Consider the following 16548-nt stretch of genomic DNA (forward strand, 5'->3'; position numbering starts at 1 on the left):
GGATCGATGGGTGAGAAAGGCCTTGCTGTGGCGGCACCTCTCGTGGGATCGGGTGCCGTTCGATGGGGCGCGGTCTGCTTTGGTGCGATCGGCAGGCCGTCCCCGCGGGGACGGAAAACCGTCGATCGGCCCCGGCGGTCCGTCTCGTGCGGCATGCCGGATCGAACCCTCCGCCACACGCCGTATCTCGCCGGCGACACGGGGCAGGTGCATGGAGGAATCGGTGGCATACCGCCGGTTGGGAACCGGTCGGGGTATCCACCTAGAGCAATTATTCGGCCAGGGAATGCACGAGGCGCCGGCCGCCCCAAAGCGATGCGTGCAGCCCGTGGGGCCGGGCCGTGCGCCCGCCTAGCGGTGGCGCAGCAGCCGCAGTCCGTTGGCCACGACCAGCAGGCTGGCGCCCATGTCGGCGAACACGGCCATCCACATCGTGGCGCTGCCCAGCAGCGCGGCGACCAGGAAGGCCGCCTTGATCCCCAGCGCCAGCGAGATGTTCTGCCACAGCAGCGCATGCGTGCGGCGCGACAGCCTCACCGTCTCGGCGATGCGGCGCAGGTCGTCGTTCATCACCACCACGTCGGCCGCCTCGGCCGCGGTGTCGGAGCCGGCCGCGCCCATCGCGATGCCGATGTCGGCACGCGCGAGGGCGGGCGCGTCGTTGATGCCGTCGCCGGCCATCGCGGTCGCGCCGTGCTCCCGCTGAAGCCCCTCGATCGCGGCGAGCTTGTCTTCGGGCAGCAGGTTGGCGCGGGCTTCCGCGATGCCGGCCTCGCGGGCGATGGCCTCGGCGGTGGCGCGGTTGTCCCCGCTGAGCATCACCGTCCGTATGCCCAGGGCGTGCAACGCCGCGATCGCTTCGCGGGCGTGGGGCTTGATCGTGTCCGCCACCGCAAACAGCGCCAGCACGCCCTCGTCGTCGGCCAGCAGCGTGACGCTGCGGCCGGCTGCCTCGTGGCCCGCCAGGGCGGCTTCCAGGGCCGGGCTGCACTGTCCGCGCTCCTCGATCGTCCGGTGGCTGGCCAGGACGAAGTCGCGTCCGTCGATCCGGCCGGCGACGCCGCGGCCGGGCAGGGCCGTCGCCTGCTGCACGTGGGCGCTCGGCGGCGGCAGGCCGGCGGCGATGGCCTGGGAGACGGGATGGTCGGAGGCCTGTGCCAGCGCGGCGGCGATGGCGCCCAGCGGCTCCCGAGGTGCGGAAGGCTGCATCGGCTCCCATGCCACCAGGGCCGGCCGGCCCTCGGTGACGGTGCCGGTCTTGTCGAGCGCCACCATCTTGAGCCCGCGTGCGTCTTCCAGGAATGCGCCCCCCTTGATCAGGATGCCGCGCCGCGCCGCGGCGGCCAGCCCGCTGACGACGGTGACCGGCGTCGAGATCACCAGCGCACAGGGGCAGGCGATCACCAGCAGCACCAGCGCCTTGTAGAGCGCGTCGAGCCCCGCCCATCCGAACAGCCACGGGCCCAGCGCGGCCACCGCCAGCGCGACGGCGAACACCGCCGGCGTGTAGACGGCCGCGAAGCGGTCGACGAAGCGCTGGGTCGGCGCGCGCGAGCCCTGGGCCTGTTCGACCGCCTGGATGATGCGGGCCAGCGTGCTGTGGTCGAACGAGGCGCCCACGCGCACGTCGAGCAGGCCCGCCTGGTTGACCGTGCCGGCGAACACCGGGTCCCCGGGCGCCTTGTCCACCGGGATGCTTTCCCCGGTGACGGGCGACTGGTCTATCGTGCTGCGGCCCTCGGCCACCGTACCGTCGAGCGGCAGGCGCTCGCCCGGCCGGACCCGCACGACCGCACCCACCGGCACGGCGGCTGCCGGCTGGTCGGCCCACTGCCCCCCGGGCTGCAGCACGCGGGCCGTCTGCGGCGCGAGCGCGAGCAGGCCCTGCAGGGCGCGGCGCGAGCGGTCGACGGCCCGCGCCTCGATGGCCTCGGCCAGGGCGTACAGCGCCATGACCATTGCGGCCTCGGGCCACTGGCCGATCGCAAAGGCGCCGGTGACCGCCACGGCCATCAGCGCATTGATGTTCAGCCGCGCATGCCGCAGCGCTTGGAGGCCTTTGACGTAGGTGCCGAAGCCGGCCAGGCCGATCGCCGCGGCCGCGGTGGCCATGCCGGCGACGCGCCAGGCCAGCGTGTCGGGCGCCAGGAAATGCAGCAGTTCGGCCACGACCGCGAGCGCCAGGGCTGCCGCCAGCCGAAGGGTGCCGCCCGCGGGCGTGGCGGGCGCCGCATCGCCGGCCAGGGGCGTGGCCGTGTAGCCGGCCGCCCGGATACGCTGCACGGCCGCATCGACCACCGGGGGCGGCGCGTCGACGGTCAGCGTGCGGCTGCCGAGGTGGAAGCCGAGCGCGCGGATGCCGGCCAACGGCTCGAGCGCACGGCGGATGTCGGACTCCTCGGCGGCGCAGTCCATCTGCGGGACGTGCAGCCTCGTGCCCTGGCCGGGGGCGAGGGCCGGCGGGGGTGACGCGTGCACCGCGCCGCCGCCGCAGCAGGCGCCGGCGGCGTGGCCGGGGTGGGGGGCATGCGCGTGGCCGTGCGCGTGTTTGTGAGAGTGGGTGTGGGGATGATCGTGCGAATGGCCGTGCGAATGGCCGTGCGAATGGCCGTGCGAATGGTGCGGATGGTCGTGCGTGGGACCGTGCGCCGGATCATGGGCGTTCGCGCGAACGGGGGGATGCGGATGCGTGGGGGCCATGCCGGCATTGCAAACCCTGGAGCCGCTCCGGAGTCAAGCCGCTACAGTGGCCTGTGCCTTTCCCCTGCAAGGAGGGATGATGCGGATCGGAGAACTGGCGGCGGCGGCCGGGATGGATGTCGAGACGGTGCGCTTCTACGAGAAGTCGGGCCTGCTGCCGGCGCCTGCGCGCGGCGACAACAACTACCGTCGCTACGAGGCCGGCGCCTTGCAGCGGCTGAAGTTCATCGGCAACTGCCGTGCGCTCGACATGAGCCTCGACGAGATCCGCGTGCTGCTGGCCCACATCGACGGGCCCGGGGCGGATTGCTCGGCGGTCGACACCGTGGTGGCCGAGCACCTGGGCCACGTGCGGGAGCGGATCGCGGCCTTGCAGGTGCTGGAACAGCAGCTCTCGCTGCTGCAGAACTCCTGCCAGCATGCACGGCCCGGCGAGCTGTGCGGGATCGTGCTGGCCTTGGGCGAGGCGCGGCCGGCCGACGCCGCGCCGGCGCGTGGCGTGCACAGCCGCTGACACCCGGCGGGTGGGCTGCGTCCCTACAATCGAACGATCATTTGCTGCGTCGCACCAACTGCCATGACCGCACCGACCGTCCCAGACCTCCAGCACATCGCGCCGCGCGAGCAGGCCGAGATCCTGGCGCAGGCGCTGCCCTACATCCGCAAGTTCCACGGCAAGACCATCGTCATCAAGTACGGCGGCAACGCGATGACCGATCCGGCGCTGCAGCAGGACTTCGCCGAGGACGTGGTGCTGCTGAAGCTCGTCGGCATGAACCCGGTGGTGGTGCACGGCGGCGGCCCGCAGATCGACGAGGCGCTGAGCCGCCTGGGCAAGAAGGGCACGTTCATCCAGGGCATGCGCGTCACCGACGAGGAGACGATGGAAGTCGTCGAATGGGTGCTGGCCGGCCAGGTGCAGCAGGACATCGTGGGCCTGATCAACCAGGCCGGCGGCAAGGCCGTGGGCCTGACCGGCCGCGACGGCGGCCTGATCCGCGCGCGCAAGCTGAAGATGGTCGACAAGAACGACCCGAGCGTGGAGCACGACGTCGGCCAGGTGGGCGAGATCGAGTCGATCGACCCCAGCGTGGTGAAGGCGCTGCAGGACGACCAGTTCATCCCGGTCATCTCGCCCCTGGGCTTCGGCGCCAACAACGAGAACTACAACATCAACGCCGATGTGGTGGCCGGCAAGCTGGCCGAGGTGCTGAAGGCCGAGAAGCTGATGCTGCTGACGAACACGCCGGGCGTGCTCGACAAGTCGGGCAAGCTGCTGACCAACCTGTCGGCCCGCGAGATCGACGAACTGTTCGCCGACGGCACCATCTCCGGCGGCATGCTGCCCAAGATCGCCGGCGCGCTCGATGCGGCCAAGGGCGGCGTGAACGCCGTGCACATCATCGACGGCCGGGTGCCGCACGCGATGCTGCTGGAGATCCTCTCGGATCAGGCCTACGGCACGATGATCCGGTCGCACTAGATGGCGCAGGGCGTGTCCGGCGCCGCGGGCTCGGCGGGGCCCGGCCGCCTGCTGCTGCCCGCACCGCAGCCCGCCGGATCGAAGGCATCCCGGTGAACCGGACCGTCTGGCTGTTCGACCTCGATGACACGCTGCACGATGCAGGCGCCTATGTGTTCGGCGCGCTGCACGAGTCGATGGGCGCCTATGTGCAGCGCGAGCTGCAGGTGCCGCCCGACGAGGCGGACCGCCTGCGCCGGCTGTACTGGCTCCGGTATGGCGCGACCCTGCTGGGGCTGGTCCGCCACCACGACGTGAAGCCGGCGCATTTTCTTCGCGAGACGCATTTGCTCCCGGACCTGGAGGAACGGGTCACCGGTCACCGGCATGACCTGGCGGCGCTGCGCCGGCTGCCCGGCCGCAAGGTCATCCTCACCAATGCACCGCGTGCCTATGCGCTGCGCGTGCTCGCGGTGCTGGGCATCGCACAGTGGTTCGATGCCGTGGTGACGATCGAGGACATGGCGATGTTCGGCCAACTGCGGCCCAAGCCCGATGCGCGGATGCTGCGCGCGGTGGCCGCGCGGCTGCGGGTGCCGGTCTGGAGATGTGTGCTGGTCGAAGACACGCTGCAGCATCAGAAGGCGGCGCGGCGCATCGGCATGCACACGGTGTGGATGCAGCGCTTCGGCCGCCGCGCCGGCCTGCCGCAGCAGCGGGCCGTGCGCTGGACGATGCGGCCCGGTTACGTCGACAAGGCCGTTCGCCGCCTCGGTGATCTCCTCCAGCACGGACGGCATCGACCACGCGGGTAAACCCGATTCAACGCGTCGACTGCGCACTTTTGCCGGCTTCACAACGCCCTCGGGAGGCCGACGTGAAAGCGGCACGAACCCTTGAGGTGAGTGTTTGCAGGGGAGATGCGAAATTGTTTCTGCGTGCAAGAATCAATCGCACCGTTGACTCTTTCGCACTTCGCGATGGCTGATCCTTTATCGATCCCGGAGAGCGGCCGGCCGGAGTCCAACGAAGGCCCGCCGGTGCGCAAGCGGCCCAAGCCGGGCGAGCGCCGCGTACAGATCCTGCAGATGCTGGCCTCGATGCTGGAGCAGCCCGGCGTCGAGCGCATCACCACGGCCGCGCTGGCCGCCCGGCTCGAGGTCAGTGAAGCCGCGCTGTACCGCCACTTCGCCAGCAAGGCACAGATGTTCGAGGCGCTGATCGAGTTCATCGAAAGCAGCGTGTTCTCGCTGGTGAACCAGATCGTCGAGCGGGAGCCGCTGGGCCAGGTGCAGGCGCAGCGCAGCGTCGCCGTGCTGCTGCAGTTCGCTGAGAAGAACCCGGGGATGGTGAGGGTGATGGTGGGCGATGCCCTGGTGTTCGAGAACGAGCGCCTGTCGGCCCGCATGAACCAGTTCTTCGATCGTCTGGAGTCCGTGCTGCGCCAGAGCTTGCGCGGCGCGGCGGAGAAGGCGGGCTCGGAGACGCCCACCGTCGACAGCCAGGTGCGCGCTTCCGTGCTCACGGCCTTTGCGATCGGGCGGCTGCAGCGTTATGCACGGTCCGGCTTCAAGCGAAGCCCGAGCGAGTACCTGGACGCGTCGCTGGAACTGCTGGCCCGCTGAGCCGCGGGGCACGTCGGCTGCTACCGTGGCAGCCATGATGGATCTGATCTGGGGCGGTGAGCCCCTGCGGCTGCTGCCGCAGAAGGCGGCCTTGCTGCCCGAGCGGCGCATGCTGCTGGTGGCCGATGCCCATCTCGGCAAGGCGGTGAGCTTTCGGCGGCTGGGCGTGCCGGTGCCGCAGGGCACCACGTCCGACACGCTGGCCCGCCTCGACGGCCTGGTGGCTTCGCACGGCGTCGAGCACATCGTGTTCCTCGGCGACCTGCTGCATTCGGCGCATGCCCATGCGCCAGCCACGCAGGCGGCCATCGGCCGGTGGCGGGACCGCCACCCGCGGCTGGCGCTGACCTTGGTGCGGGGCAACCACGACGATCGTGCGGGCGATCCACCGCCCACGCTCGGCATCCGCTGCCTGGACGAGCCCTGGGCATTGGCGGGCGTGGCGCTGTGCCACCATCCCCGTGCCGTGCCCGGCAGGGCGGTCGTGGCCGGCCACGTGCATCCGGGCGCCTGGGTCGGGCGCGGCCTGGATCGCATGCGCCTGCCTTGCTTCCACCTGCATTCGGGCGTGGCGGTGCTGCCGGCGTTCGGCGGTTTCACCGGGCTGCATGCGGTCGAGCGTGTGGCGGGCGACCGGGTCATCGCGGTCGCGGAGGGGCGGCTGTTCGACGTGCCTGGCGGATGAGCCGGGGCCGGCCCCGGTGTGCCCGCTCGCTAAACTGGCCGTTTTTGCCTGACCCTTCGCACCCGAATGAAGCTGCTGACCCCGCCCTCGCGCGTCTCCGCCCGAGGTGGCTGACATGGCGATCGACCTCGACCACCTGATGCGGCGCGCCGATGCGCTGCTCGCGCGCCTCGAAGCCGTGCTGCCGCTGCCCGCTGCTGCGCCCGACTGGGATGCCGCCATCGCCTGGCGCTACCGCAAGCGCCGGGGCAGCGGCGTGCTCGAGCCGGTGAAGCATGTGTCCACCATCCGCCTGGCCGACCTGAAGGAGGTGGAGCCGCAGAAGGAGCGCCTGGTCCGCAACACTGAGCAGTTCGTGGCCGGCCGCGCGGCCAACAACGTGCTGCTGACCGGCGCCCGGGGGACCGGCAAGAGCTCGCTCGTCAAGGCCTGCCTGAACGAGTTCTCCGGCCGCGGCCTGCGCTTGATCGAGGTCGACAAGGCCGACATGGTCGACGTGCCCGATCTGGTCGACCTGGTCGGCGAGCGGCCCGAGCGCTTCATCATCTTCTGCGACGACCTGAGCTTCGACGAGGGCGAGCCGGGCTACAAGGCATTGAAGTCGATCCTCGACGGTTCGGTCGCGCAGGCGAGCGACAACGTGTTGATCTACGCGACCAGCAACCGCCGCCACCTGCTGCCGGAGTACATGAAGGAGAACCTGACGTACACGCACACCGAGGATGGCGAGGTGCACCCGGGGGAAGTCGTGGAGGAGAAGATCTCGCTGTCCGAGCGCTTCGGGCTGTGGGTGAGCTTCTATCCCTTCAGCCAGGGCGAGTACCTGGCGATCGTCGCGCAGTGGCTGCAGCACTTCGGCGTGCCGGCCGAGCGCATCGAGTCCGCCCGGCCCGAGGCGCTGGTGTGGGCCCTGGAGCGCGGCTCGCGGTCGGGCCGCGTGGCTTTCCAGTTCGCGCGCGACTATTCGGGCCGCAGCGATGCCTGAGGAGGCCCCCGCGCAACAGGCGTCCGGCGAACGCGTTCCGGTCGATGTCGCGGTCGGTGTGCTCATCGACGGCGGCGGCCGCTTCCTGCTGACCTCCCGGCCCGAGGGCAAGGTCTACGCCGGGTACTGGGAGTTCCCCGGCGGCAAGCTGGAGGCGGGCGAATCGGTCGAGCAGGCGCTGCGCCGCGAGCTGCACGAGGAACTGGGCATCACCATCGGCGCGGTGCAGCCGTGGCGCATCGAGGTGGTCGACTATGCGCACGCGCGCGTGCGCCTGCACTTCTGCAAGGTCTTTGCTTGGGACGGCGCCTTCGAGATGCGGGAGGCGCAGCAGATGGCCTGGAACACGCTGCCGGTGGATGTCTCGCCGGTGCTTCCCGGGACGGTGCCGGTGCTGCGCTGGTTCGCCGAGGAGCGCGGCTTCTCGGGCCCCACGCACGCCGCGACTTAAACTGCCCCCATGGACTGGCTCGACAGCATCAAGTGGGACCGCGACGGGCTGGTGCCCGTCATCGCGCAGGAGCGCGGCAGCAAGGACGTGCTGATGTTCGCGTTCATGAACCGCGAGGCGCTGGCGCGCACGGCCGAGATCGGCGAGGCCGTCTACTGGAGCCGATCCCGGCAGCGCCTGTGGCACAAGGGCGAGGAGTCAGGCCACATCCAGAAGGTCCACCAGATCCGCATGGACTGCGACAACGACGTGGTGCTGCTGGAGGTGACCCAGTTGGGCCACGAGCCCGGCATCGCGTGCCATACCGGCCGGCATTCCTGCTTCTACCAACGCCTGGACGGCGGCGGGTGGCAGGCCGTCGATCCGGTCTTGAAAGACCCGGAAAGCATCTACAAATGAGCGGCAACGACACGCTGGCACGGCTGGCCGAGGTGATCGAGTCCCGCAAAGGCGGCGATCCGGGTGCGAGCTACGTCGCGCGCCTGTTCAGCAAGGGCACCGATGCCATCCTGAAGAAGATCGGCGAGGAAGCCACCGAGACGGTGATGGCCGCCAAGGACGGCGACCGCGCCAAGATCGTCTACGAGGTGGCCGACCTGTGGTTCCACTCGATGGTGGCGCTGGCGGCGTTCGATCTGCGGCCGGCCGACGTGCTGGCCGAACTCCAGCGCCGCGAGGGACTCTCAGGGCTGGAGGAGTTCGCACTGCGCAAGGCGCAGCAGCGCGAGCAGGACGGCGAATAGTTCGCCAGCGGCCCTGGGGCCGCGCCACACGCGCCCGGGAGCCTTTGGATGAGCCAGATAGTCGACGTGGTGGAAGATCCGGGCCGCGAGCAGTCGCTGCGCACGATCGGCCATATCAGTTACGCGCTGCACGCCATCGTCGCGGTGGGCGCGGTGGTGCCGGCCTTCCAGCCCGGCGTGCTGCTGCTGATCGCCGCGTTCATCCTCGACCTGGTGAAGCGGCCCGATGCGGACGGCACCTGGCAGGCCACGCACTTCCGCTGGCGCATCCGCAGCGTGGTGTGGGCGGCGGGGCTGTACATCGTCACGCTGCCGCTGTGGCTGCTGTTCTACATCCCGGGCTGGATCGCGTGGGGCATCATTTCGATCTGGTTCCTGTACCGCGTCGTGCGGGGTTGGCTGAACCTCAACGATCGCCGAGCGATGCCCGAATGACCCACCACGCCATGCATACCGACTCCAACTGCATCTTCTGCAAGATCGTCGCCGGCCAGATCCCGTCGAGGAAGGTCTACGAGGACGACGAACTGCTCGCCTTCCACGACATCGCGCCCTGGGCGCCGGTGCATGTCCTGATCATCCCCAAAGTCCACATCGCCTCGATGGTCGATGTGGCCGAAGCACACGCTGCCCTGCTGGGGCGCATGATGGTCCTGAGTGCCCGGCTGATGCGGGAGCTGGGGGTGACCAACGGTTACCGGCACGTCATCAACACCGGCCGCGACGGCATGCAGGAGGTGCCCCATCTGCACCTGCATGTCATGGGCGGCCCCCGTCCCTGGTCGAAGGGCTGACCCTCCAGCGCAGCAAGGCTGTCACGAGGGCCCCCTAGAATCGACCGTATTCGTTTCAGGAGATTGACATGGGTTCGTTCAGCATCTGGCATTGGCTGATCGTGTTGCTGGTCGTCGTGCTGATCTTCGGCACCAAGAAGCTGAAGAACATCGGCTCCGATCTCGGCGGCGCCGTCAAGGGTTTCAAGGACGGCGTGCGCGGTGGGGCCGATGGTTCCCCCGAGACGCCGGCGGCCCCGCAGCAGCAGGTCGGCGCGCAGCGCAGCGCCGATCCGCACACGGTCGACGTCGAAGCCAAGAGCAAGTCCTGAGCGCCGGCGCGCAGTGGGTTGAGAGCCGCGCATGATCGATTTCGGTTTCGACAAGATTGCGCTCATCGGCGCGGTGGCGCTGATCGTCATCGGCCCGGAGCGTCTGCCCAAGGTGGCCCGCACGGTGGGGCACTTCGTGGGCAAGGCGCAGCGTTACGTGGCCGAAGTCAAGGCCGAGGTCAACCGGTCGATCGAGCTCGAAGAGCTGAAGAAGATGAAGACGCAGTTCGAGGACGCTGCACGCAACGTCGAGCAGACGGTCCACAGCGAGATGAGCCAGCATACGAGCGACCTGGAGCGGGACTGGGCGGACGCTTCCACCGCAGGGCATGCGCCGGCGGTGGGCAGCGATCCCCTGGCCACGCCGGTCCCTGAATACAGGCATCCGCACAAGAACTGGCGGCTCAAGCGCGGGGCCGTACCGCAGTGGTACAAGCAGCGCAACGGCATCCGCAGCAAGGCGCAGTCGGGTGCAGCGCGTGTGGCGCGGCATCGTCCGAAGCGGGCGTCATGAGTGCGCCCGAGAAAGACGAACTCGAGGGCACCGAACAACCCTTCGTTTCGCACCTGATCGAACTGCGCGACCGCCTCATCCGGGCGCTGATCGCCGTCGGCGTGGTGTTCGGGGGGCTGTGCCTGTGGCCGGGCCCGGGCGGCCTCTACGACCTGCTGGCGCAGCCGCTCGTGGCCACGCTGCCGCAAGGCGCGACGCTGATCGCCACCAACGTCATCTCGCCGTTCGTGGTGCCGTTGAAGATCACCCTGCTGGCTGCCTTCCTGGTGGCGTTGCCGGTGGTGCTGTACCAGGTCTGGGCCTTCGTGGCGCCGGGGCTCTACTCGCACGAGAAGAAGCTGGTGCTGCCGCTCGTGGTGTCGAGCACGCTGCTGTTCTTCGTCGGGGTGGCGTTCTGCTACTTCTTCGTGTTCGGCCAGGTGTTCAAGTTCATCCAGGGCTTTGCGCCCAAGAGCATCACCGCGGCGCCGGACATCGAGGCCTACCTGAGCTTCGTGCTGACCATGTTCATCGCGTTCGGGGCCGCGTTCGAGGTGCCGATCGTGGTGATCGTGCTGGCGCGCATGGGCCTCGTGAGCATCGAGAAGCTGCGGTCGTTCCGCGGCTATTTCATCGTGCTGGCGTTCATCGTGGCAGCGGTCATCACGCCGCCGGATGTGGTGTCGCAGCTGGCGCTGGCCATTCCGATGTGCCTGCTCTACGAGGTGGGCATCTGGGCGGCCCAGCTGTTCATCAAGCACACCAAGGCGCCCGAGAGCGAAACCACCGCCAGCAGCTGACGGGCTGCCCGGCAGCCCTCAGCGCATCGTGGCACGCGGGCGCTGTGCGACCCGCACCTGCAGGTCGACCGCCTGGCGGCCCCGCTGCACGCCGATCTCGACGGTGGAATCGGGCTTCAGCGCCGCCACCGCGCTGAGCAGCTGCTGCGTGTTGGTGACGGCGTGCCCCTGGACGCTGACGACGACGTCGCCCGGCCGGATGCCGCCCTGGCTGGCGGGGCCGTCCTGCAGCACGCCGGTGATCAACACGCCCTCGGTCACGGGCAGCTGGAAGGTCTCGGCGATCTCCGGCGTCAGGTCGCGAGGCTCCACCCCGATCCATCCGCGCGTGACGGTGCCGTCGCGGATCAGGCTTTCCATCACCTGCCGCGCCGAGTCGGCGGGAATGGCGAAGCCGATGCCGAGGCTGCCGCCGCTGCGCGAGAAGATCGCCGTGTTGATGCCGACGAGGTTGCCGTTCACGTCCACCAGGGCGCCGCCGGAGTTGCCGGGGTTGATCGCGGCATCGGTCTGGATGAAGTTCTCGAAGGTGTTGATGCCGAGCCGGCTGCGGCCCATGGCGCTGACGATGCCCGACGTGACCGTCTGCCCCACGGCGAACGGGTTGCCGATGGCCAGCACGATGTCGCCGACCTGCAGTTCGTCGACGTGGCCGAAGGTGACCGCCGGCAGCCGGTCGAGCGAGATCTTCAGCACCGCGACGTCGCTCTCGGGGTCGGCGCCGATCACCTTGGCCGAGGCCTGGCGGCCGTCGGCGAGCTGGACTTCGATCTCGCTCGCACCGTCGATGACGTGGTTGTTGGTGAGCAGGTAGCCTTCCGGCGACACGATGACGCCCGAGCCGAGGCCGCGCTGGGGCTCCTGGCGCTGCGGGCCGTTGCCCTCGCGGAAGAAGAACCGGAACCAGGGGTCGTCGACGTGCGGGTTGCGCTGGGGCGCGCGCAGCGCGGTGACGCTGACCACCGACGGGGCGGCCTTGCGTGCCGCCGCGCTGTAGCCGGACAGCGCCGCGCTGGCGGGCGTGGCCGACGCCACCGGCGCGCTGACGATCGACACGATTTCCGGCAGCAAGGGCTGGCCCGGGCGCCGGGACAGCCAATCGGGCTTCAGCGTCGCGACGACGAACAGCAGGGCCAGCGACACGGTGACGGCCTGCGAGAAAATCAGCCAGGTTCTACGCATTCAACAGGAAGCAGGGGGCAAGCTTGTGATGGTCCAGCGCGACGAAATCGACCGATACCTGAACCGGCTGCTGGCGGTCGACCGCTTCAAGGATTATGGGCCGAACGGTCTGCAGGTCGAGGGGCGCGCCGAGGTGCGGCGCATCGTCTCCGGCGTGACGGCGAGCCGCGCACTGATCGACGCGGCCATCGAGGACGGCGCCGACACGCTGGTCGTGCACCACGGCCTGTTCTGGCGCGGGCAGGACGGGCGGCTGACGGGGTGGTTGAAGGAGCGTGTCGCGCGCCTGATGGCGCACGGCATCAACCTGTTCGCCTACCACCTCCCGCTGGACGCCCACCCCGAGCTGGGCAACAACGCGCAGCTCGGGCTGCAGATCGGCCTGGTGGCCGACGGGCGGTTCGGCGATCAGGAGCTCGGCTTCATCGGTACCGCGAACGGCCTCGACAGCGTCGAGGGGCTCGCGATGCGGATCGGCGCGGCACTGGGCCGGGCGCCGCTGGTCCTGCCGGGCGACGGGCGGTCCCTGGGCCGCGTGGCCTGGTGCACCGGCGGGGCGCAAGGCTACTTCGAGTCGGCGATCGCGGCCGGCGCGGACGCGTTCATCACCGGCGAGGTGTCGGAGCCGCAGGCGCACCTCGCCCGGGAGACAGGGGTGGCCTTCCTCGCCTGCGGCCACCATGCCACCGAGCGTTACGGCGCGCCTGCGCTGGGAGCGCACCTGGCCGAGCAGTTCGGCGTGGCGCACCGCTTCATCGACATCGACAACCCCGCCTGACGCCCCATGGCCGAAACCCCCCTTCCTCTGCTGCTGACGCTGGGCGACCCGTGCGGCATCGGGCCGGAGATCGTCGTGCGGGCGGTGCAGGCGGGCGATGCCCGTGGCTGCGTCGTGGTCGGCGATGCCGGCGTTTTGCGCCGCGCGATGGCGCTGGTGGGGCGCTCGTGGCCCATCGCGCTGCTGGACCGTGCCACCGACGTGGCAGGCTGCCCCCCGCGCTGCATGCCCTTGCTGAAGTCGCCATCGTTCGGCGGGTTGGCGGGGCTGCCCTGGGGCCGGGTCGATGCCCGCGCGGGTGCGGCGGCCGCCGCCTGGATCACCCGGGCCGTGGAAGCCGTCCAGCGGGGGGAGGCGGGCGGCGTCGTGACGGCGCCGGTGCACAAGGAGGCGTTGAGTGCCGCAGGCGTGCCCTTCCCGGGCCACACCGAGATGCTGCAGTCGCTGTCCTCCCGGGACGGGACCGCTCCGCCCGTGCGCATGATGCTGGCCAATCCCGAACTCAAGGTCGTGCTGGTGACCATCCATGTCGCGCTGCGCAGGGCGCTGGAGCTGCTCGATTTCGACGCCGTGCTGTCGACGCTGCGGATCGCGCACGCGGCGGCTGCACGCTGGGGCCAGGCGGCACCGCGCATCGCCGTGGCCGGGCTCAACCCGCACGCCGGCGAAGGGGGGCTTTTTGGCGACGAGGAGCTGCGCTACATCGGCCCCGCCATCCAGGCGGCCCGCGCGGAAGGCATCGATGCCCAGGGGCCGTTCCCGCCCGACACGGTGTTCATGCGCGCCCGCCGCGGGGCATTCGACCTCGTCGTCGCGATGACACATGACCACGGCCTGATCCCGGTGAAGTACCTGGGGGTGGAAGACGGCGTCAACGTCACGCTGGGCCTGCCGTTCGTGCGGACCAGCCCCGACCATGGCACCGCGTTCGACATCGCCGGCCGCGGCGTGGCGGACGCGTCGAGCCTGGTGGCGGCCATCCGGATGGCGCGCCGCCTGGCGGGTGGCGGCTGACGCCCGCGGCGTCAGCCGTCAGTTGCGCAGGCTGCCGGCCGGGCGCAGCGCGGCGAGTTGCTTGCGCGCCCGCGCGGTGGCGCGTTCGATCAGGAAGGCATTCTCGAAGGCCCGGAAGCGGCCCGCCTCGCACAGGCGGTGCAGCATGCGCGAGGTCAGCGACACGGTCTTCTGGTGCTTGCCGCCGGTGGTGAAGACAAAAAACGCGCGCCCGGGGCTCACATAGTTGAGCTTGACCTTCTGCCACTGCTCGTCGACGAGCATCTGGTAGGCGAAGCCGAGCTGCACATGATCCGCCAGGGAAGGGCCGCTGGCAGGCTCGACCGGCTCGGGTGGCGGCAGGCCGTCGATGTTGATGTCGACGGCGCTGATCTCCGGCTCGGCGCCGAGGTCGATGTCGACGTTGCGCTGCCAGTTCACCGACTGCTCGCGCACGAGGCCGATCTGCTCGGCTTCCTCGTCGCTGAAGTGGGCCTGCTCCACCGCGTCGTTCAGCACGGGCAGGGCGGCGCCTTCGGCGGCGCGGGGCAACGGCATCGCAAATGCGGCTTCGAGCTGCTTGACGAGCAGGTTGTGATCCAGCACCCGCGGCGACTGCCCCTTCAGCGATTCGGCGTGCGCCGGCAGCAGCTCCGCGAAGAAGGCCTTCTTCGCCGGCTCCGGCCAGCCGATCATCGCCAGGCCGTGGTTCAGGTCCTTCATCAGCTGCGGCAGCTGCATCAGGAAGTTCTTGCGGTCGGTGGGGGTGCCTTTCGGCTGGACGCTGACGACCACGTCACGCGCGGCGCCCTTCAGCCGCAGCGCCAGTTCGCCCGATTCCCCGCCCCGGCGTGCCGCCAGCACCAGCGCCTGGCTCCAGACCTGCGACAGGAAATCGCGCAGGAACGCTGGCATTTCGGCGCCGGCGAGCGCGGACTGCAGCTGCCGCATGTACTGCTGCTGGACGCGGAGATCGTGCTCCTTGGCCTCCACGAGCTGCGGCGCATTGCTGCCTTGCTGCTGGACCTCCTGGCGCGCCTGGTCGGCGATGAAGGCTTCCAGCGCGCCGAGCTTCTGCTCGTAGACCTCCATCTGGTCGAAGTCGCCGTTGACGATCTCCTGGACCAGTTCGCGCACGTGCCCGAGGAACTGCTGGCCCGGCCCGCTCGCAAAATCGTCGAAGGCGCAGGCCAGCGATGCGATGCGGTTGACGAAGCGGCGCACCGGGTGGCGGCGCGACGAGAAGAAACTGGGGTCGCCGAGCGCCACCCGCAGCACCGGCAGCTGCAGCCGCGCGATCTGCCGTGCCATCTGCGGCGGCACCTTCGGATCGGACAGGATCTGCTCGAAGAGGCTGCCCACCACGTCGATCACCATGTGGTCCAGGCGGCCGGTGGACGCCTGGCGCAGCTCGTCCCGGTGGGCGTAGATCAGGTTGGCTGCCGGTGCATGGCCGGAGGCCGCGAAGCCGGAGGCGAAGCCACCCGATGCGCGCGCGTCGTCCGTGCCGCCCCCGCCCCCGCCGGCGGCAGCCAATTGGCGGATCAGGCCCATCAGGTGGGCGTCTACCTGGCCGAAGGGTGTGCCGGTGCGCGCTCCGTGCATCGGCAGCGGCCTGCTCGCCGGCGTCGGCACACCCCGCAGCCCGTGCGTCGGATAGGCGGGGCCATGGCGCGGCCCGTGCGCCGTGGCGGCCTCGTCGGCCAGCGCGCCGCTGCGGCTCGACAGGCCGTCGTAGCCCGACGTGTTGAAGCCGAGGTCGTTGCCCGGGCCTTGCACCCCGCGCAGGGCGAGGCTCACCGGCTGGATACCGCTATCGCGCAGCGCAGCGACGATCTCGCCGTACACCTTCGGCATCAGGTCGGCCAGGCTGCGGCCCAGTTCGATCCCGAGGAGCTTGCGTACCTCCGGGCGATCCGATACCGCCTCGACGGCGGACAGCAGCGCCTTGCCGATCAGCTCGGGCCGCAGCGGGTTGCGCTCATGGTCCGGCCTGCCCAGGCGCAGCAGCGAGCCGACGTACGCATCCAGCTCCCGGAGCTCCCATTCGCAGGCGTGCTGGATCGTGAGGCCGAAGCGGTCGGCGTTGATGTTGGCTTCGACCTCGTGGTCGTCCACGAGGCTCAGCGCTTCCCAGGGGGTGACGGTCGGCGAGCGCTGGGAGTCGCGCCGGGGCGTGGTCTCGCGCTGGATCTGCTGGTCCAGCGTGTCGTTGAAGGTATGCCCGAACGCCGCCTGCTTGCGATTGAGCTCGAACTGCGCAGCCAGGAAGTCGTCGCGTTCGTGGATCTTCAGGCTCGACAGCGCGGCCAGCCCGAGGCTGTCGACGCAGCGCTGCGCCGCCTCGCGCGCGGCGTGCTTGATCCGGAGGGCTGCCGCCTGGAGGGCGGCCTCTGAACGCGAAGGGGGCGGATTCATGGTGCGCACAGCAGCCTGAAGAGGCACGATGGCAGGCACGGCGGCCCCAAAGCCGCCGCGCAGGATGGCGCTGATATCGGCAAGTATGGGCTCAAATTCAGGCCATGGCGGCCCGCGCCGGCTGGGGT

General features: G+C 70.1%; 19 protein-coding genes. 16 read left to right on the forward strand and 3 right to left on the reverse strand.

The window, feature by feature from the left end; all coding sequences use genetic code 11:
- Positions 1-351: 351 nt before the first annotated feature.
- Positions 352-2478 (reverse strand): heavy metal translocating P-type ATPase, encoded by a 2127-nt coding sequence (locus tag V4F39_RS21275; RefSeq protein ID WP_332291961.1) that lies wholly within the window; start codon positions 2476-2478, stop codon positions 352-354.
- Between the two features lie 301 nt (positions 2479-2779).
- On the opposite strand from V4F39_RS21275, the gene V4F39_RS21280 reads away from it, so the two are divergent.
- The 14 genes from V4F39_RS21280 (at position 2780) to tatC (ending at position 11049) form a co-directional block, all read left to right on the forward strand.
- Entirely contained in the window at positions 2780-3214 is a 435-nt protein-coding gene (locus V4F39_RS21280) for a Cd(II)/Pb(II)-responsive transcriptional regulator (protein WP_332291963.1), read from the forward strand.
- 63 nt (positions 3215-3277) lie between these two features.
- Positions 3278-4183, forward strand: a complete 906-nt coding sequence (gene argB / locus V4F39_RS21285) for an acetylglutamate kinase (protein WP_332291965.1) — start codon at positions 3278-3280, stop codon at positions 4181-4183.
- A gap of 92 nt (positions 4184-4275) precedes the next feature.
- On the forward strand, positions 4276-4977 hold the full coding sequence (locus V4F39_RS21290; RefSeq protein ID WP_332291966.1) for a pyrimidine 5'-nucleotidase: 702 nt from the start codon (positions 4276-4278) through the stop codon (positions 4975-4977).
- A 165-nt stretch (positions 4978-5142) separates the two neighbouring features.
- Entirely contained in the window at positions 5143-5787 is a 645-nt protein-coding gene (gene slmA / locus V4F39_RS21295; protein WP_332291967.1) for a nucleoid occlusion factor SlmA, read from the forward strand.
- Positions 5788-5821: 34 nt separating this feature from the next.
- Positions 5822-6472: a ligase-associated DNA damage response endonuclease PdeM gene (gene pdeM, locus V4F39_RS21300; protein ID WP_332291969.1), complete on the forward strand. Its 651-nt coding sequence runs from the start codon at positions 5822-5824 to the stop codon at positions 6470-6472.
- 115 nt (positions 6473-6587) lie between these two features.
- Positions 6588-7457, forward strand: a complete 870-nt coding sequence (locus V4F39_RS21305; RefSeq protein ID WP_332291970.1) for an ATP-binding protein — start codon at positions 6588-6590, stop codon at positions 7455-7457.
- Positions 7450-7908, forward strand: a complete 459-nt coding sequence (locus V4F39_RS21310) for an NUDIX domain-containing protein (protein WP_332291971.1) — start codon at positions 7450-7452, stop codon at positions 7906-7908. The genes V4F39_RS21305 and V4F39_RS21310 overlap by 8 nt, the downstream gene beginning before the upstream one ends.
- A 9-nt stretch (positions 7909-7917) precedes the next feature.
- Complete coding sequence (hisI, locus tag V4F39_RS21315; protein ID WP_332291972.1) at positions 7918-8307, forward strand: phosphoribosyl-AMP cyclohydrolase; 390 nt, start codon at positions 7918-7920, stop codon at positions 8305-8307.
- Positions 8304-8651 carry a phosphoribosyl-ATP diphosphatase gene (locus V4F39_RS21320; protein ID WP_332291973.1) on the forward strand — a complete coding sequence of 116 codons (348 nt, stop codon included), beginning with the start codon at positions 8304-8306 and terminating at the stop codon, positions 8649-8651. The genes hisI and V4F39_RS21320 overlap by 4 nt, the downstream gene beginning before the upstream one ends.
- A gap of 48 nt (positions 8652-8699) precedes the next feature.
- Positions 8700-9086: a DUF4870 family protein gene (locus V4F39_RS21325; protein ID WP_332291974.1), complete on the forward strand. Its 387-nt coding sequence runs from the start codon at positions 8700-8702 to the stop codon at positions 9084-9086.
- A gap of 11 nt (positions 9087-9097) precedes the next feature.
- Positions 9098-9445 (forward strand): histidine triad nucleotide-binding protein, encoded by a 348-nt coding sequence (locus V4F39_RS21330; protein WP_332291975.1) that lies wholly within the window; start codon positions 9098-9100, stop codon positions 9443-9445.
- A 68-nt stretch (positions 9446-9513) separates the two neighbouring features.
- Complete coding sequence (tatA, locus tag V4F39_RS21335; RefSeq protein WP_332291976.1) at positions 9514-9756, forward strand: Sec-independent protein translocase subunit TatA; 243 nt, start codon at positions 9514-9516, stop codon at positions 9754-9756.
- A 31-nt stretch (positions 9757-9787) separates the two neighbouring features.
- Positions 9788-10270 (forward strand): Sec-independent protein translocase protein TatB, encoded by a 483-nt coding sequence (tatB, locus tag V4F39_RS21340; protein ID WP_332291977.1) that lies wholly within the window; start codon positions 9788-9790, stop codon positions 10268-10270.
- Positions 10267-11049: a twin-arginine translocase subunit TatC gene (gene tatC, locus V4F39_RS21345; protein WP_332291978.1), complete on the forward strand. Its 783-nt coding sequence runs from the start codon at positions 10267-10269 to the stop codon at positions 11047-11049. Before tatB ends, tatC begins: the two co-directional genes overlap by 4 nt.
- An 18-nt stretch (positions 11050-11067) precedes the next feature.
- Here tatC and V4F39_RS21350 read toward each other — a convergent pair whose 3' ends face one another.
- Positions 11068-12231, reverse strand: coding sequence for a trypsin-like peptidase domain-containing protein (locus V4F39_RS21350; RefSeq protein ID WP_332291979.1), 1164 nt, complete (start codon positions 12229-12231; stop codon positions 11068-11070).
- A gap of 28 nt (positions 12232-12259) precedes the next feature.
- Between V4F39_RS21350 and V4F39_RS21355 the strand changes: the two genes are divergently transcribed.
- Positions 12260-13009, forward strand: a complete 750-nt coding sequence (locus V4F39_RS21355) for a Nif3-like dinuclear metal center hexameric protein (protein WP_332291980.1) — start codon at positions 12260-12262, stop codon at positions 13007-13009.
- A gap of 6 nt (positions 13010-13015) precedes the next feature.
- A complete protein-coding gene (gene pdxA / locus V4F39_RS21360) occupies positions 13016-14023 on the forward strand; it encodes a 4-hydroxythreonine-4-phosphate dehydrogenase PdxA (RefSeq protein ID WP_332291981.1) in 1008 nt (335 codons plus the stop codon).
- 18 nt (positions 14024-14041) lie between these two features.
- Here pdxA and V4F39_RS21365 read toward each other — a convergent pair whose 3' ends face one another.
- A complete protein-coding gene (locus tag V4F39_RS21365) occupies positions 14042-16420 on the reverse strand; it encodes a DUF1631 family protein (protein ID WP_332291982.1) in 2379 nt (792 codons plus the stop codon).
- Positions 16421-16548: the final 128 nt, after the last annotated feature.

This window comes from Aquincola agrisoli (assembly GCF_036621135.1).
Classification (GTDB): Bacteria; Pseudomonadota; Gammaproteobacteria; order Burkholderiales; family Burkholderiaceae_C; genus Aquincola; species Aquincola agrisoli.